This window comes from Georhizobium profundi, assembly GCF_003952725.1.
GTDB lineage: Bacteria > Pseudomonadota > Alphaproteobacteria > Rhizobiales > Rhizobiaceae > Georhizobium > Georhizobium profundi.
Genome location: NZ_CP032509.1, coordinates 3,943,849 through 3,970,196, shown reverse-complemented (window position 1 = coordinate 3,970,196; position 26,348 = coordinate 3,943,849). Strand labels below are relative to the sequence as shown.

The window sequence follows — 26,348 nt, the reverse complement described above, 5'->3', positions numbered from 1 at the left end:
TCTCACGCCATCATCAAGAACGGATATGCCAATGGCTGACTGGTTCTCTTTCATGAACGATCCTGCGGCATGGGTGGCGCTTGCGACGCTCCTTGTCATGGAAATCGTTCTCGGCATCGACAATCTGATTTTCATTTCTATTCTGTCCAACAAACTGCCCGAGGGCCAGCGCGAGCGGGCACGGCGCATCGGCATTCTCCTCGCGCTCGTCCTTCGTCTCGGCCTTCTGTCGCTCGTCAGCTTCATCGTGCAGTTGACCGAACCGGTATTCTCCGCCTTCGGCCAGGACTTCTCATGGCGTGACATCATCCTGCTCGTCGGTGGTCTTTTCCTGGTCTGGAAGGCGACCAAGGAAATCCATCACACGGTCGATGTGGAGGACTCCAAGGACAACATGATCGGCAAGGCCGCAACGGTGACCTTCTCCGGCGTGATCGTTCAGATCCTGCTGCTCGACCTCGTGTTCTCGGTCGACTCGATCATCACCGCCGTCGGCATGACCGATCACGTTCCGATCATGGTGATCGCCGTTATTGGCGCCGTGACCGTCATGTTGCTGGCGGCCAACCCGCTGTCGCGCTTCATCGGCAATAACCCCACGATCGTCATGCTGGCACTGTCGTTCCTGCTGATGATCGGCATGACGCTGATCGCCGAAGGCCTCGGCTTCCATGTGCCTAAGGGCTACATCTACGCCGCCATGGCGTTTTCGGGCCTTGTCGAAGCGCTCAACATGCTGGCCCGCCGCGCCCGCCAGCGCAAGAACGCAGCCGGCGCACCGGCCGCTCGTTGAAGCCTCGGCAGCGCCCGGGTCGGGGCGCTGCCATTTCCAAGCACAAAAAAAGGGGCTGGTCCGTGGACCAGCCCCTTTTGCATTGTGCGCTTTGTATCGAAGCCTCAGGCGATCAGAACCGAACGTCCTTCGTCACGCCGACATGCGGCATGTCGTCGGTGAGGTTTGCCTTGGCGATTTCCCAGCCGAACTTGATCTTGCTGTCTGTGGAAGCCCAGATCTTGCCGTCGACGAGTTTCATCTGCAGCATCGTCAGCTTCGGATCATCCTTGCCGCCATCGAACCAGGCTTCGACGACGCTGTTCCAGTATTCGTCGCGCTTCGCCGGATCGAGATTGACGCTGATCGGTCCAGAAACGCAGGCGTGATAGTCGTGGTCCTTACCGACAACACAGAAATGCGCGTGCGCTCCCGCAGTGATCGCCTGCACCAGATCCGTATCGCTCTTGGTGAAGAACCAGATCGAGTTGGTGTTGCGATCAAGCTGCGGAGCCATCGGTTGCATGTGCAAGCCCGACCCATCGACGCCCAGCATGCCGGCGTGAAGATCGTCGATTTCGTCGAAGAGCTGGGTCTTCGGATCGGTTTCTGCTTTCTTGAGATCGGCCATTAATTGCTCCGGCTTCTATTGTTGGAATCACCCAAACAAACGCTGGGGTCGAAAACGGGTTCCGATCACATGCCTTGAAGGATCATCACGGTCGGTCGTTCAGGCAGGCTACGCAGCGAGACTGTGATGCCCGTTTCGGCGACATACTCTCTTGCCCAGTCTTCTCCCATCAGTTCGATGAAGGCGCTGAGCGATGGTCCCATCCTGTGCATGGGCAGGACGAGCGATGAGCGCAGCCGCCGCACGACCTGGCTCATCTCCTCCGCACCCATGGTCAGTCCGCCATCGGTCGGCACCATCACGATGTCGAGCCGGCCGATTTCTCCGTAGTGCTCGTCGGTGAGTGCGTGATGCAGGTGGCCGAGGTGGCCGATGCAAAGGCCGGCGACCTCGAAGATGAAGATCGAGTTGCCATCCGCCTCCATCCCCTCATAGCCCGCGCGGATGTCGGTGGTGACATTGCGGATATAGGTATCACCCACCACGATATCGTGGTCGGCCGCCCCGCCTTCCGGGTTCCAGCCCCGCAGCACATGCTCGATGGCCGGGTCGGGACTGGCGGTGTAGTGGCCGGAATGGGCCTTGTTCATCGTCACCACCGTCGGGGTTGCCGCCGCGCCCGTATAACCGTTGAAATCCGTGGCGATCGACACGCCGCCGGGCGTTTCGATCAGATAAGTGGAATGGGCAACGAAGGTGATCCGCACCTCCTCGGCAGACGACTGGGCAAGGGTGAGAAAACTGTCCGCACCATCGAGGCTGGTGAACTGCGCTGCTGGAAGCCGCGTCGCAACCGCCTGGCACTGGCTCACCGCCATTTGTTCCTGTGCGATGGCGGGCGAGATGAGGAACGCTGAGGCGAGAAGGCTCGCCACGACAGACATCGAAAGCACGTTCGTCATCATGACCTGCCCTCAGCTGAAATGCCTGGAGGACAAGACTACGGTCAAACGGACGAACGTCCACCGGCCATCGCAACGGTCACGGCATCGTGAATGCGATCGAAGACGAGACAACGCGATTGGAGGTTCTGGACGACGGGCAGCGCTTTTTCTATAAGCGCGGCAAAGCCCGATCCACGATGCCAGCGGCGGGGCGACAGACAAAGAACAAGGCGAGGCGACATGGCAGGCCATTCACAGTTCAAGAACATCATGCACCGCAAGGGCCGCCAGGACGCGGTGCGCTCCAAGATGTTCTCCAAGCTCGCGCGCGAAATCACCGTGGCGGCAAAGGGCGGTTTGCCGGACCCGGCGATGAACCCGCGCCTGCGGCTGGCGATCCAGAACGCCAAGGCGCAGTCCATGCCCAAGGACAACATTGAGCGTGCCATCAAGAAGGCATCCGGTGGCGACGCCGAGAACTACGAAGAAATTCGTTACGAAGGCTACGGCCCGGGCGGCGTCGCGCTGATCGTGGAAGCGCTGACCGACAACCGCAACCGCACCGCATCGAATGTGCGGGCGGCGTTCACCAAATCCGGTGGCGCGCTCGGCGAGACCGGCTCGGTGGCCTTCAGCTTCAACCGCGTTGGCGAAATCGTCTACAAGTCGGCGGCCGGCGATGCCGACGCGGTGATGGAAGCCGCGATCGAAGCGGGTGCCGAGGACGTCGTCTCCGACGAGAACGGCCACGTGGTGATCTGCGCCTTCGAGGACATCGGCGAAGTGTCCAAGGCGCTCGAAGAAAAGCTGGGTGAAGCCGAGTCCGTCAAGGCGATCTGGAAGCCACAGACCTCGACGCCTGTCGACGAGGAAAAGGCCGTATCGGTGATGAAGCTCATCGATGTGCTCGACGATGACGATGACGTTCAAAACGTCTACGCTAACTTTGAAATTTCCGACGAGGTCATGGCGAAGCTCTCTGCCTGAACCATCGCATTTTGATTGCAAAAGCCCGCATCGGTTCCCCGATGCGGGCTTTTTCATTTGATCTCTGTCATATGCCCATCAAAACTGCCGGAATTCGCGGCGCTCCTGGCGATCTTCACGACGCTCCTGTCGGAATTCCCGGCGATCCTCGCGCCGTTCCTGGCGGAACTCGCGGCGATCCTCGCGGGCATCCTGACGGAACTCGCGACGGTCTTCGCGGCGCTCGACCCGATCAGGGCGGCCTGGATTGCCAACGCCGGGGCGACCCGGGCGGTCAGGCTGCACGATCACTGGGCGGCCCGGCCGATCGGGACGGACAACGACCGGACGGCCTTCGTAACGCCCGCGGTCACGGTAGAAACCTTGGCCGCGGTAGTGGCGGTCCCAGTAATTGCCGATGGAGAAGGTGACCGTCGGGATGCCGATGCGTGCGACATAGCTCGGCGCGCGGACGCGGCTATTGTCATAAGCGAGATCGAGGTAGCTGGCCGAAACCCAGCCGCGTACGCCGCCGCCCTGCACGTCGCACCAGCCGGGGCCGGCCGTGCAGCCGATGACTTCGACGCGGGCGCCGGCCGGAAAGACCGTGACGGCGGGATATTGCGTGCCGGGACCGGACCGCACATTCAGATTGGTCGTGACAAAGCCTGGCGCTGCGGACGCGATGCTCGGCAATGCGACCAGTGCGGCCAGCGATGCAGCTGCGGCGATTACGAACTTTTTCATCTCACTCTCCTTGCGGCCTTTTTCGGCTCTGCGATGCATTCAGGGGCGAAGCATGGAGAGAGATTTAGCGGGCCCATCCTGAACCAAGGATGGACCGCCGGTTCATACGCCGTTCATCAGCGTTTCAGGCAGCGTGCTTCGCCATCTGGTCGCGCATGCCGGCCAGGATTTCGAGGCCCCGCAGCCGCTTGTCGAGATCGTAGATCGGCAAGGAAACGATCAGCTCGTCCACCTGGGTCAGCTCAAGGAACCGATCGGTCTTTTCGCGCACCGTCTCGGGCGAACCGACGAGCGCGTACTGGAAGGTGTGCTCGATGCCGATCTTCTCGTGCGCGGTCCAGATGTCGTCCATAGAGTGGACCGGCTTCGGTGTCCGTCCCGGCGTGCCGCGCCGCAGATTGACGAATTGCTGTTGCGCCGAGGTGAAGAGAAACGCGCCTTCCTCGTCGGTCTCGGCAGGTGCGGCCATGACGCCGGCCATGGCATAGGGCTTGTCCAGCACGGCGGAGGGCTGGAACTTCTCGCGGTAGATGGCAAGCGCCTGCATCAGCGAATCCGGCGCGAAATGCGACGCGAAGGCGAATGGCAGGCCGAGCATGGCCGCGAGTTGCGCGGAATAGAGGCTGGAGCCCAAGAGCCAGATCGGCACGTTCGAGTTCTCTCCAGGCACTGCATGCACGCGCTGGCCGGGCTGCGCAGGTCCGAGCAACGTCATCAATTCCACCACGTCGTTCGGAAAATTCTCCGCACCGGCATCGAGGTTGCGGCGCAACGCCCGTGCGGTCAGACCGTCGGTGCCGGGAGCACGGCCAAGCCCGAGATCGATGCGGCCGGGATAGAGGGCCTCCAGCGTGCCGAACTGTTCGGCGATCACGAGCGGGGAGTGGTTCGGCAGCATGACGCCGCCCGAGCCGACGCGGATCGTCTTCGTCCCACCGGCGACATGGCCGATCACGACGGCCGTCGCGGCGGACGCAATACCGTGCATATTGTGATGTTCGGCAAGCCAGAAGCGATTATAGCCAAGCGCCTCGGCTTTCTGGGCAAGCTTCAGGGAGCCTTTCAGCGCATCGGCCGGCGTCTGGTTTTCGGCGATGGGCGAAAGATCGAGAATGGAAAGGGGTACCATGACTGGTCCTTTGGCAGCGGAAGCGTGTGTGTTGAAAGGAATTTAGGTGCTGCGACACGCCACCGCCACCATCGTCGATCGATGTCCGCGATTCGATCCCCATTTTGTTTCTCTTTTGTTCACGAGATACGTGGCAGAACAGGGCATCAGCAGCTAGGGTTTCGCGCATGCAACAGACGATTCGCATCATGGGTATCGATCCGGGCCTTCGCCGTACCGGCTGGGCGATGGTCGATGCGCTCGGCAACTCGCTGCGCTTCGTGGGATCAGGCACGATAAGGTCTGACGAGAAATGCGATCTGGCGACCCGTCTCAAGCAACTGCACGAAGGCCTCGCCGCCATTCTTCATGACATGAAGCCCGATGAAGCCGCCGTGGAACAGACTTTCGTCAACAAGGATGCCGTCGCGACCCTGAAGCTCGGCCAGGCGCGTGGCGTCGTCATGCTGGTGCCGGCGCTTGCCGGCCTGCCGGTCGCCGAATACGCGCCCAATGCTGTCAAGAAAACCGTGATCGGCGTCGGCCACGGCGACAAGGCGCAGATTCACATGATGGTGAAGGTGCTGCTGCCCAAGGCGACGTTCGACACCGACGATGCCGCGGACGCGATTGCCATCGCCATCTGCCACGCCCACCATCGCCAGAGCGCAGCCGGCCGGTTGAGGCTCGCGAGCGCTTAGAGAACCGGATAGCTGTTCGATGATCGGAAAACTGAAAGGCACGGTGGACGAAATCGGCGAGGACCATGTCGTCATCGACGTGCATGGCGTCGGCTATGTCGCCTACTGCTCCGGCCGCACATTGTCGAAACTGACCGTCGGCGAAGCCGTGATCCTCCATATCGAGACCTATGTGCGCGAGGATGTGTTCCGGCTCTATGGTTTCCTGAGCATGCTGGAGCGCGAATGGTTCCGCCTGCTGCAAAGCGTGCAGGGCGTCGGCTCCAAGGTGGCGCTTGCTGTGTTGACCACGCTGACGGCATCCGAGCTCGCCAATGCCATTGCGCTGCAGGATAAAGCGACCGTGGCGCGCGCACCCGGCATCGGCCCAAAGGTCGCCTTGCGCATCGTCACGGAACTGAAAGCGAAGGCGCCGGCCTTCGCCGGCGATGCCGCGGGCTCGATCGGCTTCAAGCAAGAACTCGGCGAAGGCGTCGCCTCCGCACCCATCTCGGACGCTGTCTCCGCGCTCACCAATCTCGGCTATTCCCGCGACCAGGCCGCCAGCGCCGTCGCCGCCGCGGTAAGGACTGCCGGCGAAGACGCCGACAGCGCCAAGCTCATCCGGCTGGGGCTGAAGGAGCTGGCGCGGTGAGCTGCGGTGCGATTGCGGGCGCGGGGCGGCTGGACTACACCGACGGCATGACCCATTTACCGACCTTGGCCAACGCCCATGAGTGATCCCGCCCGTCTGATTGACCCGGAAAAGCGTGGCGAGGATGCGGAGGCGTCGCTGCGGCCGCAGACGCTTGATGATTTCACCGGCCAGGCAGAAGCGCGCGCGAACCTCAAGATCTTCATCGAGGCTGCCAAGGCACGTGGCGAGGCGTTGGATCACGTGCTCTTCGTCGGCCCGCCCGGTCTCGGCAAGACGACGCTCGCGCAGATCATGGCCAAGGAACTCGGCGTCAATTTCCGCGCGACGTCCGGCCCCGTCATCGCCAAGGCCGGCGATCTCGCTGCTCTTCTGACCAATCTCGAAGAGCGCGATGTGCTCTTCATCGACGAGATCCATCGTTTGAGCCCGGCGGTGGAAGAAATTCTCTATCCGGCTATGGAGGACTTCCAGCTCGATCTCATCATCGGCGAAGGTCCGGCCGCGCGGTCGGTGAAGATCGATCTGGCGAAATTCACGCTGGTGGCGGCAACGACACGGCTTGGGCTTTTGACCACGCCGCTGCGCGACCGCTTCGGCATTCCGGTGCGGCTCAACTTCTATACGGTGGCGGAACTCGAAAGCATCGTCCGGCGTGGCGCCCGCATCATGGGCTTGCCGATGACCGAGGATGGCGCGCTGGAAGTCGCCCGCCGCGCCCGTGGCACGCCGCGTATCGCCGGCAGGCTGCTGCGCCGAGTGCGCGATTTCGCCGAGGTCGCGCGCGCCGAAGCCGTAGACCGCAAGGTCGCCGACGAGGCGCTGACGCGCCTTGAAGTGGACGCGCTCGGCCTCGACCAGCTCGACCGGCGTTATCTCTTCATGATCGCCAAGAACTTCGGTGGCGGCCCGGTGGGCATCGAGACGATTGCCGCTGGCTTGTCTGAACCGCGCGACGCGATCGAGGACATCATCGAGCCCTATCTGATCCAGCAGGGCTTCATCCAGCGCACGCCGCGTGGCCGCGTCCTGACCGCCAACGCCTGGAAGCACCTTGGTCTCAATGCTCCGAAAGACCTGGAGGCGACGCAGTTCCGCATTCAGTTCGACGAGGACTGACGGAACGCTTTTTCGCGCCTTTGAGTTGATGCTCCACGATCAGGATGAAGGAGCATCATATGGCGAAGACAACCGATCATGTACCGCCGAAGGCAGTGGCGGATGCAGCCGAAAAGGGTCTCGACCTTCGCGCAAAGTTCAAGCGCGGCGGGACCGACGTCGGTGTTGCCAGGGCTCGCGACCTGAAGAACCGCAAGTCGCTCTCTGATGACACAGTGAAGCGCATGGCCAGCTATTTCGCCCGCCATAAGGTCGATAAGCGCGCCAAGAATTTCGGCGATGACGACAACCCTTCAGCAGGCTACGTCGCCTGGCTTCTCTGGGGTGGCGAGGCTGGCAAGGACTGGGCGGAGAAGGAAAAGAAGGCGCTCGACGCCTGACAAGGGACCGCCAGTTCAGAGCGTCCGCACAAGGTCTGGAAGAACGGCATAGAGTTTCTCGAAGCCCCCCGGCCGCCATCCAAGCCCCTGGATTGCCGTGCAATCCATGACATCCACGCTTGCCGGATCGCCGGGCGGCGGCAGTTGGATTGGAACATCGAGCAGCGAGGCCACGCGAGCGAGTAGATCGCGTTGGTCGAGAAGGATGTCCGACACATTGAAGGTCCGACCCGCGACGCTGCCGGCAGTTTCGTGCCGAAGAAGCAGCAGCGCCGCCTGCGCGACATCGTCCCCGTGCACCTCTGTGGCAATGCGCGGCGCAATGCTGCGACCAGCGAGGAAATCCGAAAACAGCCTCTGCCACTTGTGGTCCGCACCAGCGCAGTGGGCGCCATAGACACCTGTCACCCTGAGGCTTGCTGCGACAAAGTCTTCCGAAGCGAGATCGGACAGCGCGCGCTCCACGTCGAGCTTCACCTGGCCATAGCGCGTATCGGGCTTGGCGAGAGTTTCTTCGGTTAGCACTGTTGGTCGGCCCTGTGGCCCGTAAACGGCGCGGCTCGAAAGAAAGAGGGCGCGGCGGACGCCATGGGCCTTTGCTGTCTCAAAAAGCGCGATGCTGCCCTCCCGGTTGAGCCGGATGAACCGTGTCGGATCATCGCCTTCGCCGCCTCGATACTTGCCCGCGACATGATCGAACGCGCCATGCACCATCCAGTCGACACCCTCGAGGAGGGCGGTTTGGTCGGTATCGGGATCGAGGTCGAGCGGCCTGAAGGCTACCGGCGCACTGAAGAGATCGGACCGCGGCGGTTGCCGGCCGGCGACGATGACCTCGAAGCCCTCTCGCAGCATCGCTTCGACGATGAAGCGTCCGACATACCCAGTGCCGCCGGTCACCAGAACGCGCATGTCAGGCGTCCGCGGGATTGGGGAGCGACGCAATATCCGGAATTTTTTCGCCGGTATAGTAAGCCTGCCAGAGGTCGATCAGCGGGCGCAACCGATCCGCCTTCGGATGGTCGGTCTCCCAGGGCTTTTCATACTGGTAGTGGATCACGTTGACCGAACCCCAGTGCCAGAGCGCCGGCATGCTGAACCACACATATTGCAGCATGTTCATCGTGACCGGCAGGCCGTGCCAGTCGGGAAAGAAGGTTTGCAGGAAGGTCTGATCCGTGCGCGGCCAGTGCGCGTCCGGCTCATCCAACCGCGCCAGCATCGCATCGAACGTCGCCTCCGAAGGTTTTGCCACGAACACCCCGGAGTTCAGCCGGTGAAAGTCAGCCACGCTCTCATAGACATTCGGCGCGGCGGAAAATTCCGGATAGGCGAAGAGCTTGTCGATGTTGCGGAGGACGACCGCGTCGGCGTCGATGAAGACGACGCGTTCATACTGTGTCATCTGCCAGAGCCGCAGCTTGCAGAAATTGTCGAGCGGCGAATGAAAGGCCGGTTTGCGCCCCTTGGTGAAGGGCGCATCCGCATGGATTCGGGCTCGGCTATGTCGTTCGTTGAACGCATCCGAACAATCGAGCAGCTCGGCCGGATAGAGCTTCGCACCAAGCTCGACGAGCGGCTCGAGCGCCTGCGGATCGACACCACCCGTATGCATGACCACCAGGTCGGCGGCCGTGCCGGTTAGCTTCAGCGACCGAACGAGCGCCGTAGCCCCCATCGCATAGTCCCGATTGGTGACCAGGGTGACGTAGGCGTAGGGGGAGGGAAGGGGCATCAGCTCTCTCGTGACACGGCTTACTGCTGCGACCGATACTTAACAGCCGTCACCCTAGGGCTTGTCCCGAGGGTCTGCTGAACCGGCGCCATCGTAGAGGGTCGGGACAAGCCCGACCCTGACGTCTTGGGGCGGGCGACGCCACTCGCGACAGCGCTTTCTGCTCTAGGAAACGCTCTTCAGCTTCTTGCCTTCCGGGTCGCGGTTGAGCGTCGGGGCGATGTCCTTTGTCCAGGCGGAGACGGCCGGCACGCGGCTGCGGTCGACGCGGTAGGCGAATTTCTTCGCCACGTCGACGACTTCCGAAAGCAGCCCCTCGGCCAGCGTGGTCGGGTTGAGGCCGAGTGCGAGGAACTGCTCGTTCTTGACGATCAGTTCGTTCTCCGGCGCTTCCTTGCGTGGATTGGGCAGGTAGGCAATCTCGGAGCCCGTCATCTTGGCGATCATCTCGGCGAGATCCCGCACCCGGTGCGTTTCCGTCATCTGGTTGAAGATCTTGACCTTGTCGCCGCGCGACGGGCCGTTCTTCAGCGCGATTTCGATGCAGCGCACCGAATCCTGGATGTGGATGAAGGCGCGCGTCTGGCCGCCGGTGCCATGGACCGTCAGCGGATAGCCGATCGCCGCCTGGATGAGGAAGCGGTTCAACACCGTGCCGTAGTCGCCGTCATAGTCGAACCGGTTGATCAACTGCGCGTGGCGGCGCGTCTGGTCCGTGTGCGTGCCCCAGACGATGCCCTGGTGAAGGTCGGTGATCCGCAGACCGTCATTCTTGGCGTAGAACTGGAACAGCAGCTGATCCAGGCACTTCGTCATGTGGTAGATCGAGCCGGGATTGGCCGGATAGAGAATGTCCTGGCTGACCGTTTCCCCGGACAGCGTTTCGATGCCGACTGGCAGGTAACCTTCCGGGATCGCCGCGCCGATGGTCGAATAGCCATAAACGCCCATCGTGCCGAGATGGACGAGGTGGGCGTCGATGTCGGTCTCGACCAGCGCGTTCAGGAGGTTGTGCGTGGCGTTGACGTTGTTGTTGACCGTGTAGTTCTTGTGCCGGTCCGACTTCATCGAATAGGGCGCAGCGCGCTGTTCGGCGAAATGGATCACGGCATCGGGGCGATGTTCGATCAGCCAGTGCTTGAAGACATCATAATCGCGCGCGATGTCGATCAGGTGGAAACGGATGCGATGACCGGTTTCCTGATGCCAGATGCGGGTGCGCTCCTGGATCGAATCCATCGGCGTCAGCGACTGGACGCCCAGTTCCGTGTCGATCCAGCGACGCGAGAGATTGTCGACGATGTGAACCTCATGGCCCTGTGCCGAGAGGTGAAGGCAAGTGGGCCAGCCGACGAAGCCATCGCCGCCAAGTACCGCAATCTTCATGCGAGGAAACTCCGTAATCGCTGTAATGCGTCGTCCGTTAGGCCAGCTCTGTGTCAGCACTATAACGGAGGTGGCCGTGCTTGTAAGGCTGAGCGCGTTGCTCCACAAGTCTCCACTGGACAGACGAGGATTTTGCCGAATGGATGCGCATGACACGAGACTGCCGATGGTTTTGGCCGGGGAGTTGACCCCGTTCGGGCACCGGCTTCTTCAGCGCGTCTATTACGAAGACACTGATTTTTCCGGCGTCGTCTACCATGCGCGCTACCTCCATTTCATGGAGCGCGGACGCACGGACTATCTGCGCCTCCTGGGCATTGCCCAGCGCGCCATGTCGGAAGCCGAGCGCCTCACCTTCGTCGTTCGCCGCATGGAGATCGATTTTAAGAAGCCGGCCCGCATGGACGATGTGCTGACTATCGATACAAAAACCAACGAGGCGCGTGGTGCGCGGCTGACGCTGTCCCAGACGATCAATCGCGGCGGCACCGTGCTGATTGAAGCAACAGTCGATGTGGCTGTCATCGACGGGCAGGGCAGGCCTCGTCGACTGCCTGTCGATGTCGCAAAGGCTTTCGCTCCGCGCTGACGTCTTCTGAAATGTCTCAGAAATTCTTCCAGAACGACGAACTGAACAGAATCAACACGGCAAGAATTTCCAGACGCCCGAGCAGCATGGCGACCGACAGGATCCACTTCGCCGCCTCGGACAGCGGTTCAAAGGTACCAGCGGGCCCGATGATGGAGCCAAACCCCGGTCCGACATTGGACAGGGCCGTGATGGCACCGGTAACGGCGGTGGTGAAGTCGAGGCCCGTCGCGGCGAGCGCGACGCTGACCGCGACAAAAATCGCGAAATAGACGCCGACAAAGACGGCAACCGACTGCACCACGCGCGGCGTGACGGGTTGGCGACCGAAGCGCACGGGTCGGACCGCGTTCGGGCGGATCATCTGCGCCAGGTTTACGCGGAGCGCATCGAAAAGCACCATCAGTCGATAGGTCTTGATGCCGCCGGACGTAGAGCCGGAACAGCCGCCGAGAAATGTGAGCAAGAAGATTAGCATGATCGCGAGCGGCCCCCACAGATCGTAATCGGCGGAGACGAAGCCAGTTGTCGTGATGATCGACACGACGTTGAACGCAGCATGGATGACGGTTGCCCAGCGTGGTCCATCCACATGCTCGAGAGCGAGAATCGTGATTGTCGCGGTTGCGAGCGCGATGATGCCGAGCAGCACTGGCATCTGCGGGTCAAAAGCTTGCCTGGGGCTTTGGAGCACGATCGCCCGGATGAAGGCAGCAAAGGGCATCGCGCCGATCAGCATGAAGACGGTACCGACGATGAGGGCGCCTTCACTGTAATTCCGAAACGAGGCGTCCGTGGTGGCAAAGCCGCCGGTCGAAACGGTCGCCATGGCGTGATTGAGCGAATCGAAGCTCGACATGCCGGTTGCGTTATAGGCAAGCGCGCAGGCGAGCGTGATCGAGACGTAGAAACCGATTAGGGCGATCGAAAACTGCCTGACGCGCGGAAACGGGCTGTCGGTTGCGCCCGAAGATTCCAGTTTGAAGATCTGCATCCCGCCGACATTGAGGAACGGCAGCAGCAGAAGGCCCATGGCCACGACGCCGATGCCGCCGACGAAATGGGTGATCGAGCGCCATAACAAGATGCCGGGCGGAAGATTATCAAGGCCGACGATCACCGTCGCACCGGTCGTCGTGAGGCCCGAGACCGACTCGAAGAACGCTTCACCGAAGGTCATGTCGAGCGACGAGAAATAAAGCGGCACTGCGGCCACGAGCGACGTCGAAAGCCAGAGCGCGTTGAGCAGCATGAATCCGAAGCGCGGGGAAAACCGCACCGTTGCACCCTGTGTCATGGCTATGACGGTGAGCGAAAGACCACCGACCAGAACGGCCGATATGCCAAAGACCTGCCAGTCCTCGTTACCGGCCACCAGATCGGCCAGCATGGGCAGGAGCATGAAGACCGCGAGATACAGGCAGAAATAGCCTGCAACATTGGCAGTCGCCGCGAGGGGGGAGTTGTTCAAGGCTTATGAACCGGATGTCGATGCGCCTTGGTTTTATACCAGTGCGGCGCCCTCGGGAATGCGCCGCACAAAGATATCCGCTGGACGTTTCCGGCGCTAACGAAGGCTTAACCATAACGAATGCTTAATGGCGCACGAATGGATGAAACCATGCGCGTAACGCCTTCCTTTGACCAAATTTACTGGCAAGAAGGCAGGTTCAGGCGCACGGGGCTCTTCGGAAAGACCTTGTGATAAAGCCGGGTCTTCTTTCGAGCATGAAATGTTGAAGTCGGCGCCGCCCGTACAAGCGTATCGTTCGTGAACATCGCTTGCGGGCTAGGTCAATTCGAGGGCGGTATTGATGGAACAGGTGGGTTTGGCGGCAACGAGCGACGTGACGCTATGGTCGCTGTTCATGGAAGCAGGCTTGGTCGTCAAGCTTGTGATGGTGGGGCTGGTGGCAGCCTCCATCTGGACCTGGGCCATCATCGTCGACAAGACCATGAGCTATGGCCGCGTTCGCCGGCGCCTCGATAATTTCGAAGAAATCTTCTGGTCCGGCCAGTCTCTCGAAGAGCTCTATCGCACCTTGTCCGAGCAGAAAACCACCGGCATGGGCGCGATCTTCGTGGCCGCCATGCGCGAATGGAAGAAGTCTTTCGAGCGCGGCGCCCGTACGCCGATCGGTCTGCAGCAGCGCATCGAAAAGGCCATGGACGTGACGCTCGCCCGCGAATCGGAAGAGCTTGAGTCGCGTCTGGGCTCGCTTGCGACCATCGGTTCGGCAGCACCTTTCATCGGCCTGTTCGGTACCGTCGTCGGCATCATGACATCGTTTCAGGCCATTGCCGGTTCGCAGTCCACCAATCTCGCGGTCGTCGCGCCCGGTATCGCGGAAGCGCTTCTCGCAACGGCCATCGGCCTTCTCGCCGCTATTCCCGCCGTCATCGGCTACAACAAGCTCAGCGGCGACGCCAACAAGATCACCGGGCGCATGGAAGCCTTTGCCGACGAGTTTTCCGCCATTCTTTCGCGTCAGATTGACGAGAAGCTTCAGCCGCGCCAGGCGGCCGAATAGGGCATTGGATTAAGGACCTCGATCCATGGGCATGTCGGTCGGAAATTCCGGTGGTGGTGGTTCGCGCAGAAGGCGCGGCGGCAAGCGTGCCCCGATGAGCGAAATCAACGTGACGCCGTTCGTCGACGTCATGCTTGTGCTGCTGATCATCTTCATGGTGGCCGCGCCGATGCTTACGGTTGGAGTCCCGATCGATCTTCCGGAGAGCCGCGCCAACGCGCTGAACAGCGAAAGCCAGCCGATCACGGTTTCCATCAACGCCGAGGGCCAGGTTTTCATCCAGGAAACCGAAGTGACGATGGACGAGATCGTGCCGCGCCTCGAGGCGATCGCCGAGACTGGCTATGAAGAGCGCATCTACGTGCGCGGCGATCAGAGCGCCGATTACGGCGCCGTGATCCAGGTCATGGGCCGCATTTCCGCCGCCGGCTTCACCAATATGGGCCTCGTTTCGCTCCAGGAGCAGGTCAACTGACCGGACCGCGATGAAAAAGTCTCTCGCGACATCGACGACAGTCCACGTAGTGTTGCTGAGCTGGGGCCTCTTGTCCTTGAGCGGCCCCGAGCGCTTGGACGCGGGCATCATGGAGACGTTGCCGGTCGACATCGTGCCGATCTCCGAGCTGACCCAGATCCAGCAGGGCGAGCGCACCGCGCCAATCGCGGAAACCTCTGCGCCTGAGCCGGTCGAGACGGACGCACCCGAGCCGGACGCGCAGAACGTCGGCAACAACACTGTCGATCTCGACAGCGCCCCGACGCCGCAGGCCCGGCCCGAGACGGTCGAAGAGGCGGCAGCGCCTGCGCCGACACCGGAGCCTGTGCCTCAGCCGGAGCCAGTACCGGAAACCGAGCCCGAGCCGGAACCTGTAGAACCCGCCGAAGCGCCGCCGCCGCCCGAACCCGAAGCGCCAGAGCCGCAGCCCGAACCTGAAATCGCCGCTCTGCCCGAGCCGGCCGAAGCCGAAGCCCCGGAAGCCGAGCCGCTGCCGGAAGCTCCGGAGGCTGCTGCCCCCGCCGAGCCTGAAGTCGCGGCACTGCCCGAAAACATTCCGACGCCCATGTCGCGGCCCGAACCGCCGCGGCCACAGGTCGCCCAACAACCCGAGCCCGCCGAGCGGCCTCAGGAAACGCCGCCTCAGCAGCCGCAGCAGGCCCAGCAGGAAACGACCGAGCGCGAAAGCGAATTCGACGCCGACCAGATCGCTGCCCTGCTGAACCAGCAGGCACCATCCGGCGGTGGCCAGCGTCAGGCCGAAAATCAGCAGGCAGCCCTCGGTGGCCAGCAGACGACCGGCGGCGAATCGCTGTCGCAGAGCGAGCTCGATGCCTTGCGCGGCCAGATCCAGCGCTGCTGGAACGTCGTGCCGGGCATGGCCGACGCGACCGATGTCCGCATCCGGGTGGGCATGCGGCTTGCGCCGGACGGCACTATTCAGGGGCAGCCGAGCGTGTCGGCAAGCGGTGGATCCGACATGGCGCAGCGCACGCTGTCCGGCAGCGCACTGCGCGCCGTGCTCCGCTGCGCGCCCTATTCGCTTCCGGCGGAAAAATACGAGACCTGGTCCGAAGTGGTCGTGAATTTCGATCCGAGCCAGATGTTCTGAGCTTTGAAAGGCTGAATGCGCATGAACACCATCTCATTGCCGCAAGGTGCAACGTTTCTCCGATCGTTCCTCTATACGCTCGCCGTACTCGTTGCGGTGATCGTCCCTGCAAGGGCGCAGGTCGAGATCGACATCAATCAGGGCAACATCGAGCCCCTGCCGATCGCGGTGACGCGTTTCCAGTCGACCGACGACCTCGGCCAGCAGGTGGCTGACGTCGTCACGGCCGATCTGCGCCGTTCGGGCCTGTTCAACCCGGTCAACCCGTCGGCTTTCATTCAGCAGATCACCGATCCGAACGCGACGCCGCGTTTTGAGGATTGGCGCGTAATCGGCGCGGACGCGATGGTCACGGGCGCGGTATCGCGCGAGCCGGATGGTCGCCTGAAAGCAGAGTTTCGTCTGTGGGATACGGTCGCCGGCCAGCAGCTGGTGGGCGAGCAATTCTTCACGCAGCCGGAAAACTGGCGTCGCGTCGCGCACATCATCGCCGATGCGATCTATGAGCGTCTGACCGGCGAGCAGGGCTATTTCGATACCCGCGTCGTCTTCGTCTCCGAAAGCGGTCCGAAGGATTCCCGCCAGAAGCGCCTCGCCATCATGGACCAGGACGGGGCGAATGTGCGCTTCCTAACCCAGGGCAACGAGCTTGTGCTGACGCCACGCTTCTCGCCGAGCCGCCAGGAAATCACCTACATGTCGTTCGAGGGCGGTCAGCCCCGCGTCTACCTGCTGCAACTGGAAACGGGTCAGCGCGAGATCGTCGGCAATTTCCCCGGCATGACATTCTCGCCGCGCTTCTCGCCCGATGGTCAGCGCGTTATCATGAGCCTGCAGCAGGACGGCAACGCCAACATCTATGCGATGGACCTGCGCTCACGTCAGACGACACGGCTGACCTCGACGACCGCGATCGACACCTCGCCCTCCTATTCGCCGGACGGCAACCGCGTCGTGTTCGAGTCCGATCGCGGCGGTCGCCAGCAGCTTTACGTAATGAACGCCGATGGCTCCAACCAGCAGCGCATCTCGTTCGGCGATGGATCCTATTCGACGCCGGTTTGGTCGCCACGCGGTGATCTCATCGCCTTCACCAAGCAGTCGGGCGGCCGGTTCTCGATCGGCGTCATGCGTCCAGACGGCTCCGGCGAACGCATCTTGACATCAGGCTTCCATAACGAAGGTCCGACCTGGGCCCCCAATGGCCGCGTGCTCATGTTCTTCCGTCAGCCGGCGGGCTCCGGTGGTCCGCAGCTCTATTCGATCGACCTGACGGGCTACAACGAACAGCCTGTCCAGACGCCGAACTACGGCTCGGATCCAGCCTGGTCGCCGCTGCTCGAAGGCTGAGGCAAAACGGCTAAGGCGGCACGATTTTGCCGCCTTCCCGCCGCATTGAGCCCCTAGCTGAAAACCGGGGCGGCAAACAGCGAATCACCGGGCCGGTAATGGTCCGTTAACCAGCTCCATAGTAACCACATTTAGGGTTTCCGGTCATAATTCGGAAACCATGGAGACCTTCAAGGAGATCGGCCATGCGCCGTTTGGAATCGTTCGCTCGCTCGCCCGGCGCAATCGCTCTCGTCGCCATGCTGGTCCTTTCCGGCTGTGCATCCCGCAACAATATGCCCAACAGCTCTGCTGACCTCGGCCTTGGCGGCCCCGGTGGTGCAGGTGGCATCGGTGGCGTGGGCGGCGTCGCATCGCCAGGCTCGACCCAGGACTTCACGGTCAATGTCGGCGACCGCATCTTCTTCGAGACCGACTCGTCCTCCATCACCCAGCAGGCCGGGCAGACGCTCGATCGCCAGGCGCAGTGGCTGGCACAGTATTCGAACTATTCGATCACGGTCGAAGGTCACGCCGACGAGCGCGGAACGCGCGAGTACAACCTTGCGCTCGGCGCCCGCCGTGCCGCTGCCGCTCGCGACTATCTCGCTTCGCGCGGCGTGCCAGCAAACCGTATCCGAACGATTTCCTACGGTAAGGAACGCCCAGTCGCGGTCTGCGACGACATCTCTTGCTGGTCCCAGAACCGCCGTGCGGTAACGGTGCTCGGCGGCGCCGGCAGCTAAGCGACGCTCCAGTCAAGTCGTTTCAATCGGGCGGCCATTTCGGCCGCCCGATTCATTGTGTTTCAAACTTTGGCCGAACTCTGCTTGCAATGCTGTGCGCCGGTTATACAAGGTGTTGGTCTCTCTCGACCAACGCGGCCCACAAAGCGGATTGACTGACAATGGCTGTCGTATCTCGTACTTCATTTCTGCGTGCTTCTGTCGTCGCGCTGACGGCGGTGATGACGGCGTCCGCAGCACAGGCCGGACCGCTCGATTTTCTCATGCGGCCCGCGCCACCGGCACCTGTTGGAACCGCGCCCGGCATGGGCGGCGCACAGATCGTTCAGGTGCAGGGCGCTGACGCTCAGTACCAGATCGGTCAGCTCCAGGAAGAGATCCGCCGCCTGAATGGCCGCATCGAAGAGCTCGGCTTCCAGATGCTGCAGATCCAGGAGCAGATGCGCCAGGTGCAGGAAGACAACGAGTTCCGGTTCCAGGCGCTCGAGGGCGGGGCGCCGTCGGGCGATGCGACCCGGACCAACAGCATCACCAATGGAACGGGCGCTTCAAGTAACGATGGCGCTTCGGCCGATCTTCCGGGGATCCAGCCGGATGTCGCCGCCGCGCCCACACCGCCGACACAGCCGTCATCCACGGTCGCGCCCGGTGAAACGCAGTTGGGCTCCTTGACCTTCGATGAGCAGGGCAATCTGTCCCGCACGCTGGACACGGCCACGAGCGGCGCCAATGCGGCCGGTACCGGGCAGATGGCATCGCTGTCGCTTGATGATCCCGATGCGCTCTACCGCGATGCCTACAACCTCGTTCTCGCTGGCGATTACGCGGACGCCGAGGCGGCATTCCGCGACTATATCGATATTTTTCCGGATGGCGGACAGATCGCCGACGCGCATTTCTGGCTGGGCGAAAGCCAGTTCTCGCAAGGTAGCTTCAGCGATTCCGCGCGCACGTTCCTCAATGCGCACCAGAACTTTCCCCAGGCGGACAAGGCTCCGGAAATGCTGCTGAAGCTCGGCATGTCGCTGGCCGCGCTCGACAACCGGGACACGGCCTGTGCGACATATCGTGAAGTGCTGTCGCGCTATCCGGACGCTCCGGCAACGGTCAGAGACAAAGTGACGCGCGAGCAGTCCAACGCCAGTTGCTGATGGCGGAGCGCGGTCCGGCACCTGAATTTGCCGCTGCGCGTTGCCTCGAGAATGTGATCGACCCATCGCGCCCGCTGCTCCTGGCCGTTTCCGGCGGCAGCGATTCCATGGCGATGCTCCTCGCCTTTCACCGAACGGTGACGCGCGCGTATCCTGCGATCCGCATTTCAGCGGCCACTATCGATCACCGCCTGCGTGCCGAAGCCGCAGATGAAGCTGCAGCGGTCGCCGCTTTCTGCGCAAGCCTGGGCATCGATCATCGTATCCTGCCTTGGATCGGCGCAAAACCGTCAAGCGGCATCCAGGCCGCGGCGCGCCTGGCCCGCTACCGTCTGCTTGCAGATGAAGCAGGGCGGATCAGTGCGGGCGCAGTGTTGACGGCGCACACGATCGACGACCAGTTCGAGACCATTCAGATGCGCGCCGACCGACAAGGCGACACCGATGCATTCGGATCCGCCGGCATGGCACCACAGATGCTGTTCGAGAAGAAAACCTGGGTCGTCCGCCCGTTCCTGAACTGTCGGCGCGCCGACCTCCGGAATTATCTCGAGGCGCAGGGCGTGGACTGGATCGACGATCCAAGCAATGCAGACCACCGCTACGAACGCGTGCGGCAACGGAGCAAGGCACCGCTCAACAATACCGATGTGGGGGAGTTTCTGCGTCGGACCGAGACTGCCGCAGTCATGCGCGGCGATCGCGCCGAGCTGGTTGCCGCTGCGATCGAGGCCCATGCCAGCCAGTGGCGCTGCGCCTTGTTCGTCATGCGTGACGACGGCACATTGAGCCGATCCCTATTCGCCGAGGTCGTGGCTGAACTAATCGCGCTCGCCGGTGGGCTCGTCTATCCTATTGCCGGCCCGAAGATAGTGAAGCTACGGACATTTCTGGATGAGGCCAAACCGGGCAGCCGACTGGCGCTGGGCCGATGCATCGTCATGCGTCGCGCGGGCAATGTTCTCATCTGGCGCGAGGATCGGGGTTTTGCCGATCTGATCGTTGAGCCGCGGAGCGTCGGGTTGTGGGACGGGAGGTTTCGCGTCGAAAATCCAACAGACCGCCCAGTCCTGATCACCCGGATGGCGCCCATGACTGACAGCGAGGATTTGGACGTTCCCGATGCCGCAACGGCTTCCATCGCGGCAGCAGCCCGTTCAGCCCTGCCAAGGGCGCACTTCACGTCGCCCGAACTCGGTGAGAGCAGGGGCCATGGGCGAGGTATCCAGCCAATTCCGGCGATCGCGCGCTACGACACCTTTCTGCCGGTATTCGAGCGGACAATTGGTCGTTCGCTGACGCGATTGCTGGGTTTGGAGCTTTATCCGGCGCCACCGCTTGGCACTGTGAACCTTGATCGAATGATGCGACAATAGCCGCCTTGGCAAGGGGCTGCGCCAAACCTATGTTAGCTCTCGACGAGCAGTTCGATTGACCGGCGAGCCAATGCCGCCCTGGGGAGTTCAATGAACCCAAATTTCCGCAACTTCGCCCTCTGGGCGATCATCGCGCTTTTGCTGATCGCGCTTTTCAACATGTTCCAGGAACCCACGGAACGGGCGAACGCGCGCGACATCAGCTACTCGCAATTTCTGCAGGATGTGGACTCGGGCCGTATTCGTGAAGTGACGATCATGGGCGAGCGCATTTCGGGCGTCTATACCGAGAATGGCAGCGCTTTCCAGACCTACTCTCCGGGCGATACCGGAATGGTGCAGCGTCTCGAAGACGCAAATGTCGCCATCACGGCGCGCCCTGAAGTTGACAGCTCCAACACCCTTTTCGGTTATCTGATCTCCTGGCTGCCGATCCTGCTCATTCTCGGCGTGTGGATTTTCTTCATGCGCCAGATGCAGGGTGGCTCGCGCGGCGCGATGGGCTTCGGCAAGTCCAAGGCCAAGCTTCTCACCGAAGCGCATGGCCGCGTGACGTTCGAAGATGTCGCCGGCGTTGACGAAGCCAAGGAAGATCTCGAGGAAATCGTCGAGTTCCTGCGCGACCCGCAGAAGTTCCAGCGCCTTGGCGGCCGCATTCCGCGTGGCGTGCTGCTTGTCGGCCCGCCCGGAACCGGCAAGACGCTTCTCGCCCGTTCGGTCGCCGGGGAAGCGAATGTGCCGTTCTTCACGATTTCCGGTTCGGACTTCGTCGAAATGTTCGTCGGCGTGGGCGCAAGCCGCGTGCGGGACATGTTCGAGCAAGCCAAGAAGAACGCGCCTTGCATCATCTTCATCGACGAAATCGACGCTGTCGGCCGCCACCGTGGCGCAGGCCTTGGCGGCGGCAATGACGAGCGCGAACAGACGCTCAACCAGCTGCTCGTCGAAATGGACGGCTTCGAGGCGAATGAGGGCATCATTCTCATCGCGGCGACCAACCGCCCCGACGTTCTCGATCCCGCGCTGATGCGTCCCGGCCGTTTCGACCGTCAGGTCGTCGTGCCGAACCCAGACGTTGCCGGCCGCGAGCGCATCCTCAAGGTGCACGTGCGCAACGTGCCGCTTGCACCGAACGTCGACCTGCGCACCCTCGCACGTGGCACACCGGGCTTCTCCGGTGCCGACCTGATGAACCTCGTGAACGAAGCTGCCTTGATGGCTGCCCGCCGTAACAAGCGGCTGGTCACCATGGCCGAGTTCGAGGATGCCAAGGACAAAGTCATGATGGGTGCGGAGCGCCGCTCCAACGCCATGACGCAGGAAGAAAAGAAGCTGACCGCCTACCACGAGGCCGGCCACGCGATCGTTGCCATGCAGGTGCCCGTCGCCGATCCGGTCCACAAGGCCACCATCGTGCCTCGCGGCCGCGCGCTCGGCATGGTGATGCAGCTGCCGGAAGGCGACCGCTACTCCATGAGCTACAAGTGGATGGTCTCGCGCCTTGCCATCATGATGGGCGGACGTGTTGCCGAGGAAATCACCTTCGGCAAAGAGAACATCACCTCCGGCGCGTCATCCGACATCGAGCAGGCCACCAAGCTTGCCCGCGCGATGGTCACGCAATGGGGCTTCTCCGACAAGCTTGGCCACGTCGCCTATGGCGAAAACCAGCAGGAAGTCTTCCTCGGTCACTCCGTGTCGCAGCAGAAGAACGTCTCGGAATCGACCGCGCAGACGATCGACAGCGAAATCCGTCGACTGATCGATGCGGCCTACACCGAGGCGAAGGAAATTCTGACGACCAGCCACGAGGCGTTCGTCGCCATCGCCGAAGGTCTTCTGGAATACGAAACGCTGACGGGCGAAGAGATCAAGGCGATCATCCGCGGCGAAAAGCCGGCCCGCGATATCGGCGACGACACGCCGCCGACCCGTGGATCGTCCGTTCCCAAGGCAGGCCCGAAGAAAGAGCCGAAGAAGGGTGGCGAGCCCGAAGGTGGCTTGGAGCCGCAGCCGCAATAACGGCGTTCGCTGCCTGACTTCTTTTACCACAACTGTGGAAAGGCCGCCCTCATGGGCGGCCTTTTGACTTCAATCAACCTATTATGACCATAACTGCGCATAATCTGATGCGAAGAGCCGTCACCAAGCACTCACTCCGGGTTCGTGAAGCGGTATTTTAGAAAAAGCGGGACATTCATGACGCGTCGTTACTTTGGCACCGATGGCATCAGGGGCACCTCCAACACCGGCAACATGACACCCGACGTCGCTATGCGTGTCGGTCTGGCCGTTGGCACGCTGTTTCGCCGTGGCGACCATCGGCATCGGGTAGTGATCGGCAAGGATACGCGCCTGTCGGGCTACATGCTGGAAAACGCGCTGGTCGCGGGCTTCACGGCGGCCGGGCTCGATGTCTTCTTGCTTGGTCCGATCCCGACGCCTGCCGTCGCGATGCTGACCCGCTCGATGCGCTGCGACATCGGTGTGATGATCTCCGCCTCGCACAATCCCTATCAGGACAACGGGATAAAACTCTTCGGCCCGGACGGCTACAAGCTGTCCGACGATGTCGAGGCGACGATCGAAAGCCTGATCGACGACGACATGGCGAAGCTGCTGGCACCAGCCGACAAGATCGGACGGGCCAAGCGCGTCGATGGCGACATCTATCGCTACATCGAGTTCGTGAAGCGCACACTGCCGCGCGACGTCACCCTGAACGGGCTGCGCATTGCGATCGATTGCGCCAATGGTGCAGCCTACAAGGTGGCACCGGCAGCACTTTGGGAACTGGGCGCCGAAGTCGTGCCGCTCGGCGTCGAACCCAATGGCCGCAACATCAATCTCGATTGCGGGTCGACAAGCCCGGTGGCGCTCGCCAAGAAAGTTCACGAAGTTCGTGCCGATATCGGCATTGCGCTCGATGGTGACGCAGACCGCGTGCTGATCGTCGACGAGAACGGCACGGTGGTGGATGGCGACCAGCTGATGGCCGTGATCGCCGAATCCTGGGCAGCCGATGAGCGACTCGTCGGCGGCGGCGTCGTTGCCACCGTCATGTCGAACCTCGGCCTGGAGCGCTTCCTCGGTGACAAGGGCCTGTCGCTCCAGCGCACCAAGGTGGGGGATCGCTACGTGGTCGAGCATATGCGCAGCCACAATTTCAACGTCGGCGGCGAGCAGTCCGGCCATATCGTGCTGTCAGATTTTGCAACGACCGGGGATGGACTCGTCGCCGCGCTGCAGGTGCTGGCCTGCGTCAAGCGCATGAACAAGCCGGTGAGCGAAGTCTGCCGTCGCTTCGAGCCCGTCCCGCAATTGCTGCGGAACGTACGTGTCACCGGCGGGAAGCCGCTCGAGGACAAGTCCGTCCAGGAGGCGATCGCCGATGCCACGGCGGCGCTCGACAATTCCGGCCGGCTCGTCATCCGTGCGTCCGGCACCGAACCCCTGATCCGGGTGATGGCGGAAGGCGACGACCGCGCTCAGATCGAAAAGATCGTCGATGATCTCGTCGGGGTCATTGCAGGTGTGCGGCAGGCCGCCTAACTTCTTAACGATCAATCAAGCATCGAATTGCTCAAGGCCCTCGATCCATTCCAGGTCGGGGGTCTTGTCTTTGTCATGGTGAGAAAACTGATAATAATCCTGGTAAACAGACGTGGTTAAATCCAATTTAACCATTCGAAATCATGATCCATTCCGAGACAGCGACCGGCCGTGCCGGTTTATTTGTGAAGGATGGACAAAATGCTGCGATGGGCAACGGCGACCGCGGTCGTAACTTTGTTTGCCGGCGTCAGCCTGCCTGCGCAGGCGGCCGATATCTATGTACCGCCGGTCTATGAACCGGCTCCCAAGATCGAACTCGGCGGGTTCTACCTCAAGGGTTATCTGGGAATGAGCAACCAGCGCGTTGGCTCGCTCTACAACGTGCTCTTCGATACGACCGCCGATCTCGTCATCCGCGACAAGAACTTCGAAGCCGGTGTACTGGGTGGTGGCGGCGTCGGGTATGCCGTCAACAACTGGCTGCGTCTCGACGCAACGGCCGAATATCGCGGCGAGGCAGGCTTCCACGGCCTCGATACCTTCACCGACGCTGGAGGCAATGCCCGGTTCAACAACTACACAGCCAAGAAGTCGGAGTGGCTGTTCCTCGCCAACCTCTACGCCGATCTCGGCAACTTCAACGGCATCGTGCCTTACGTCGGAGCCGGTATCGGTGCTTCGCGCAACTCGATCCACTCCTTCCGCGACGCTGGCATCGACCCGGCAACAGGTTCGCCCACGCTCGCCTATGCGGATGCCGACAGCAAGTGGGACCTTGCCTGGGCGCTGCACGCCGGTGTCGGCTATGAAGTCACCGACCAGCTGACGGTCGATTTCGGCTATTCCTATGTCCATCTGGGTGATGGCCAGAGCGGCGACATCACGACCTTCGATGGCACGAACAACATCGTCAACCCGATGGAATTCCGCGACATCAGCTCGCATGACTTCAAGGTCGGCGTCCGTTACGCATTCCACTGATCCGATCACTGCTGTCAGGGCAGGGCACAATCAAACCCCGTCTCGCACCGAGGCGGGGTTTTTGCTGTCCGCTCACAAGCCCTGGCGGTTAAAAAACATACTTAATGAACATGCTTAACCGGGACTTAACCACTCTCCACTCATGATTGCACCATCAAGCCCGAGACCGGCAAAGGCCACCGGCTTTCCTGTGAGCGGCTATTTTGAGAGGCAATCCATGGTCAAGCACATCATCTCTTCTCTGGTCGTATCCGCAGCGGTGATCGCTGGTTTTTCCGGTACGAGCGCGGCAGCCGATCTGGACAGGATCATCTATTCCCCGGAAATCGATCGCACCCGCCCTGTCGAAATCGGCAACGGCTGGTACTTGCGTGGCGACATCGGCTATGCGGTTGACGATGAGACCGGCAATGGCGATTTCGACAGTTTCCGCATGAAGTCAGAAGTATCCGGCGGGTTGGGCGTCGGGTATCAGTGGACCGATCTTATCCGCACCGATCTGACGGCGGACTACATGAAGGGTGATGCCGAAGGTGTGGTGGCCGGTGGCTTCTGCAACGTCGCTCAGCCCTGCGGCTACGATGCCTTTGCGCTGCTGGCCAACGCCTATGTTGACCTAGGCACAATCGCCGGCTTCACGCCTTACGTCGGCGCCGGCGCCGGCTACACCTATGCTGGCTTCGACGACGTGGACGTTGGCCTTGCCCGCTTCGGCGGCGGAGACGACTGGCGCTTCACCTACGCCCTGATGGCCGGCGTGTCCTACGACGTCTCGAAAAGCCTGAAGGTCGATTTCGGCTATCGCTATATGGATGTCGATGGGGGCGCCGTGGTCGATACGCTTGCGGGGACCCTCGACGACGATGGGTTCACGCGTCACGAAGTTCGCGCAGGTCTGCGCTACTCTCTCTGGTAGTCGGACCCACGCATTAAACAGAAAGGCGGCGAGGATACCTCAGCCGCCTTTTTTATTGGCTTGGTGGGCCAGGTAACGCTTACTTGCCGAAAAGAATTCCAGTCCCGCCCGTGTCGACGATACGTCCACGGTTCGTACTGCTGCGCTGCCGCGCTTCTGCCTGCTCTTGGCGGATCTCGAGCTCCGTCTTGACGGGGGCAACACGATATTCGGTGTAGCCGGCATAGCCGCCACCGCTGCTGCAGCCGGCTGCAAGACCTGTCAGAACGATGAGCCCGGCGAGCCGGGGTAAGAATGATGGCCGCATATGGCTGCTCCCTGTGCTTCTCACCGCGCTTTTTGCGCGTTCGTTGCCTGCAAGGCAAGGTGTCTCGCCTCACGTCTTCGAAAGCGCGATCACGCGATTGTTTTCATGAGCGCTGTCACACAGCGTTCACAATATCGGCTCTTCCGACCGAGCCTGCCACAAACCACATGGTCGCCAACAGCGAGCAGCGCCTCGGC

27 protein-coding genes are annotated in these 26,348 nt (G+C 61.9%); 18 read left to right on the top strand and 9 right to left on the bottom strand.

Annotated features, from left to right (window positions below; genetic code table 11):
- The first annotated feature begins 31 nt into the window (after positions 1-31).
- Positions 32-793, top strand: a complete 762-nt coding sequence (locus D5400_RS19190; RefSeq protein ID WP_126011786.1) for a TerC family protein — start codon at positions 32-34, stop codon at positions 791-793.
- A gap of 112 nt (positions 794-905) precedes the next feature.
- Here D5400_RS19190 and D5400_RS19185 read toward each other — a convergent pair whose 3' ends face one another.
- Positions 906-1,403, bottom strand: coding sequence for a pyridoxamine 5'-phosphate oxidase family protein (locus D5400_RS19185; RefSeq protein WP_126011784.1), 498 nt, complete (start codon positions 1,401-1,403; stop codon positions 906-908).
- Positions 1,404-1,468: 65 nt separating this feature from the next.
- Entirely contained in the window at positions 1,469-2,308 is an 840-nt protein-coding gene (locus D5400_RS19180; protein ID WP_126011782.1) for an MBL fold metallo-hydrolase, read from the bottom strand.
- 219 nt (positions 2,309-2,527) lie between these two features.
- On the opposite strand from D5400_RS19180, the gene D5400_RS19175 reads away from it, so the two are divergent.
- Positions 2,528-3,274 (top strand): YebC/PmpR family DNA-binding transcriptional regulator, encoded by a 747-nt coding sequence (locus D5400_RS19175; protein ID WP_126011780.1) that lies wholly within the window; start codon positions 2,528-2,530, stop codon positions 3,272-3,274.
- A gap of 78 nt (positions 3,275-3,352) precedes the next feature.
- On the opposite strand, the gene D5400_RS19170 is transcribed toward D5400_RS19175, so the two are convergent.
- Both D5400_RS19170 and D5400_RS19165 read right to left on the bottom strand, forming a co-directional pair.
- On the bottom strand, positions 3,353-4,000 hold the full coding sequence (locus D5400_RS19170) for an SH3 domain-containing protein (protein WP_164527961.1): 648 nt from the start codon (positions 3,998-4,000) through the stop codon (positions 3,353-3,355).
- A 124-nt stretch (positions 4,001-4,124) separates the two neighbouring features.
- Positions 4,125-5,129, bottom strand: a complete 1,005-nt coding sequence (locus tag D5400_RS19165) for an LLM class flavin-dependent oxidoreductase (RefSeq protein ID WP_126011776.1) — start codon at positions 5,127-5,129, stop codon at positions 4,125-4,127.
- A 167-nt stretch (positions 5,130-5,296) separates the two neighbouring features.
- Here D5400_RS19165 and ruvC point away from each other — a divergent pair, with 167 nt between their 5' ends.
- The 4 genes from ruvC (at position 5,297) to D5400_RS19145 (ending at position 7,942) form a co-directional block, all read left to right on the top strand.
- Positions 5,297-5,809, top strand: a complete 513-nt coding sequence (gene ruvC, locus D5400_RS19160) for a crossover junction endodeoxyribonuclease RuvC (RefSeq protein ID WP_126011774.1) — start codon at positions 5,297-5,299, stop codon at positions 5,807-5,809.
- Between the two features lie 19 nt (positions 5,810-5,828).
- On the top strand, positions 5,829-6,443 hold the full coding sequence (gene ruvA / locus D5400_RS19155) for a Holliday junction branch migration protein RuvA (RefSeq protein WP_126011772.1): 615 nt from the start codon (positions 5,829-5,831) through the stop codon (positions 6,441-6,443).
- 78 nt (positions 6,444-6,521) lie between these two features.
- Positions 6,522-7,562 (top strand): Holliday junction branch migration DNA helicase RuvB, encoded by a 1,041-nt coding sequence (ruvB, locus tag D5400_RS19150; RefSeq protein ID WP_126011770.1) that lies wholly within the window; start codon positions 6,522-6,524, stop codon positions 7,560-7,562.
- Positions 7,563-7,621: 59 nt separating this feature from the next.
- A complete protein-coding gene (locus D5400_RS19145; protein WP_126011768.1) occupies positions 7,622-7,942 on the top strand; it encodes a hypothetical protein in 321 nt (106 codons plus the stop codon).
- Positions 7,943-7,957: 15 nt separating this feature from the next.
- Here D5400_RS19145 and D5400_RS19140 read toward each other — a convergent pair whose 3' ends face one another.
- The 3 genes from D5400_RS19140 to D5400_RS19130 form a co-directional block, all read right to left on the bottom strand.
- Positions 7,958-8,854 carry an NAD-dependent epimerase/dehydratase family protein gene (locus D5400_RS19140; protein WP_126011766.1) on the bottom strand — a complete coding sequence of 299 codons (897 nt, stop codon included), beginning with the start codon at positions 8,852-8,854 and terminating at the stop codon, positions 7,958-7,960.
- Position 8,855: 1 nt separating this feature from the next.
- Positions 8,856-9,677, bottom strand: coding sequence for a glycosyltransferase (locus D5400_RS19135; protein ID WP_126011764.1), 822 nt, complete (start codon positions 9,675-9,677; stop codon positions 8,856-8,858).
- 165 nt (positions 9,678-9,842) lie between these two features.
- Positions 9,843-11,063, bottom strand: a complete 1,221-nt coding sequence (locus D5400_RS19130) for an NAD-dependent epimerase/dehydratase family protein (protein ID WP_126011762.1) — start codon at positions 11,061-11,063, stop codon at positions 9,843-9,845.
- Between the two features lie 139 nt (positions 11,064-11,202).
- On the opposite strand from D5400_RS19130, the gene ybgC reads away from it, so the two are divergent.
- On the top strand, positions 11,203-11,652 hold the full coding sequence (gene ybgC, locus D5400_RS19125) for a tol-pal system-associated acyl-CoA thioesterase (protein ID WP_425364891.1): 450 nt from the start codon (positions 11,203-11,205) through the stop codon (positions 11,650-11,652).
- A 16-nt stretch (positions 11,653-11,668) separates the two neighbouring features.
- On the opposite strand, the gene D5400_RS19120 is transcribed toward ybgC, so the two are convergent.
- Entirely contained in the window at positions 11,669-13,123 is a 1,455-nt protein-coding gene (locus tag D5400_RS19120) for a TrkH family potassium uptake protein (protein WP_245451363.1), read from the bottom strand.
- A gap of 343 nt (positions 13,124-13,466) precedes the next feature.
- Between D5400_RS19120 and tolQ the strand changes: the two genes are divergently transcribed.
- The 11 genes from tolQ (at position 13,467) to D5400_RS19065 (ending at position 25,844) form a co-directional block, all read left to right on the top strand.
- Positions 13,467-14,183, top strand: a complete 717-nt coding sequence (gene tolQ / locus D5400_RS19115) for a protein TolQ (protein ID WP_126011760.1) — start codon at positions 13,467-13,469, stop codon at positions 14,181-14,183.
- Between the two features lie 25 nt (positions 14,184-14,208).
- Positions 14,209-14,658, top strand: coding sequence for a protein TolR (gene tolR, locus D5400_RS19110; RefSeq protein WP_126011758.1), 450 nt, complete (start codon positions 14,209-14,211; stop codon positions 14,656-14,658).
- A 10-nt stretch (positions 14,659-14,668) separates the two neighbouring features.
- Positions 14,669-15,790 (top strand): cell envelope integrity protein TolA, encoded by a 1,122-nt coding sequence (locus D5400_RS19105; protein WP_126011756.1) that lies wholly within the window; start codon positions 14,669-14,671, stop codon positions 15,788-15,790.
- Between the two features lie 21 nt (positions 15,791-15,811).
- The gene (gene tolB, locus D5400_RS19100) at positions 15,812-17,140 is read left to right on the top strand and encodes a Tol-Pal system beta propeller repeat protein TolB (RefSeq protein ID WP_126011754.1); all 1,329 of its coding nucleotides are present in this window, start codon (positions 15,812-15,814) and stop codon (positions 17,138-17,140) included.
- A gap of 185 nt (positions 17,141-17,325) precedes the next feature.
- Positions 17,326-17,865 (top strand): peptidoglycan-associated lipoprotein Pal, encoded by a 540-nt coding sequence (gene pal / locus D5400_RS19095; protein ID WP_126011752.1) that lies wholly within the window; start codon positions 17,326-17,328, stop codon positions 17,863-17,865.
- Between the two features lie 161 nt (positions 17,866-18,026).
- Entirely contained in the window at positions 18,027-19,016 is a 990-nt protein-coding gene (ybgF, locus tag D5400_RS19090; protein WP_126011750.1) for a tol-pal system protein YbgF, read from the top strand.
- On the top strand, positions 19,016-20,392 hold the full coding sequence (gene tilS / locus D5400_RS19085) for a tRNA lysidine(34) synthetase TilS (RefSeq protein ID WP_126011748.1): 1,377 nt from the start codon (positions 19,016-19,018) through the stop codon (positions 20,390-20,392). Before ybgF ends, tilS begins: the two co-directional genes overlap by 1 nt.
- Positions 20,393-20,482: 90 nt before the next feature.
- Complete coding sequence (ftsH, locus tag D5400_RS19080; protein ID WP_126011746.1) at positions 20,483-22,414, top strand: ATP-dependent zinc metalloprotease FtsH; 1,932 nt, start codon at positions 20,483-20,485, stop codon at positions 22,412-22,414.
- Positions 22,415-22,591: 177 nt separating this feature from the next.
- Positions 22,592-23,944, top strand: coding sequence for a phosphoglucosamine mutase (glmM, locus tag D5400_RS19075; RefSeq protein ID WP_126011744.1), 1,353 nt, complete (start codon positions 22,592-22,594; stop codon positions 23,942-23,944).
- A 201-nt stretch (positions 23,945-24,145) separates the two neighbouring features.
- Positions 24,146-24,928 carry an outer membrane protein gene (locus tag D5400_RS19070; RefSeq protein ID WP_126011742.1) on the top strand — a complete coding sequence of 261 codons (783 nt, stop codon included), beginning with the start codon at positions 24,146-24,148 and terminating at the stop codon, positions 24,926-24,928.
- 217 nt (positions 24,929-25,145) lie between these two features.
- A complete protein-coding gene (locus D5400_RS19065) occupies positions 25,146-25,844 on the top strand; it encodes an outer membrane protein (protein ID WP_126011740.1) in 699 nt (232 codons plus the stop codon).
- 79 nt (positions 25,845-25,923) lie between these two features.
- Here D5400_RS19065 and D5400_RS19060 read toward each other — a convergent pair whose 3' ends face one another.
- On the bottom strand, positions 25,924-26,151 hold the full coding sequence (locus D5400_RS19060; protein WP_126011738.1) for a hypothetical protein: 228 nt from the start codon (positions 26,149-26,151) through the stop codon (positions 25,924-25,926).
- Between the last annotated feature and the right edge of the window lie 197 nt (positions 26,152-26,348).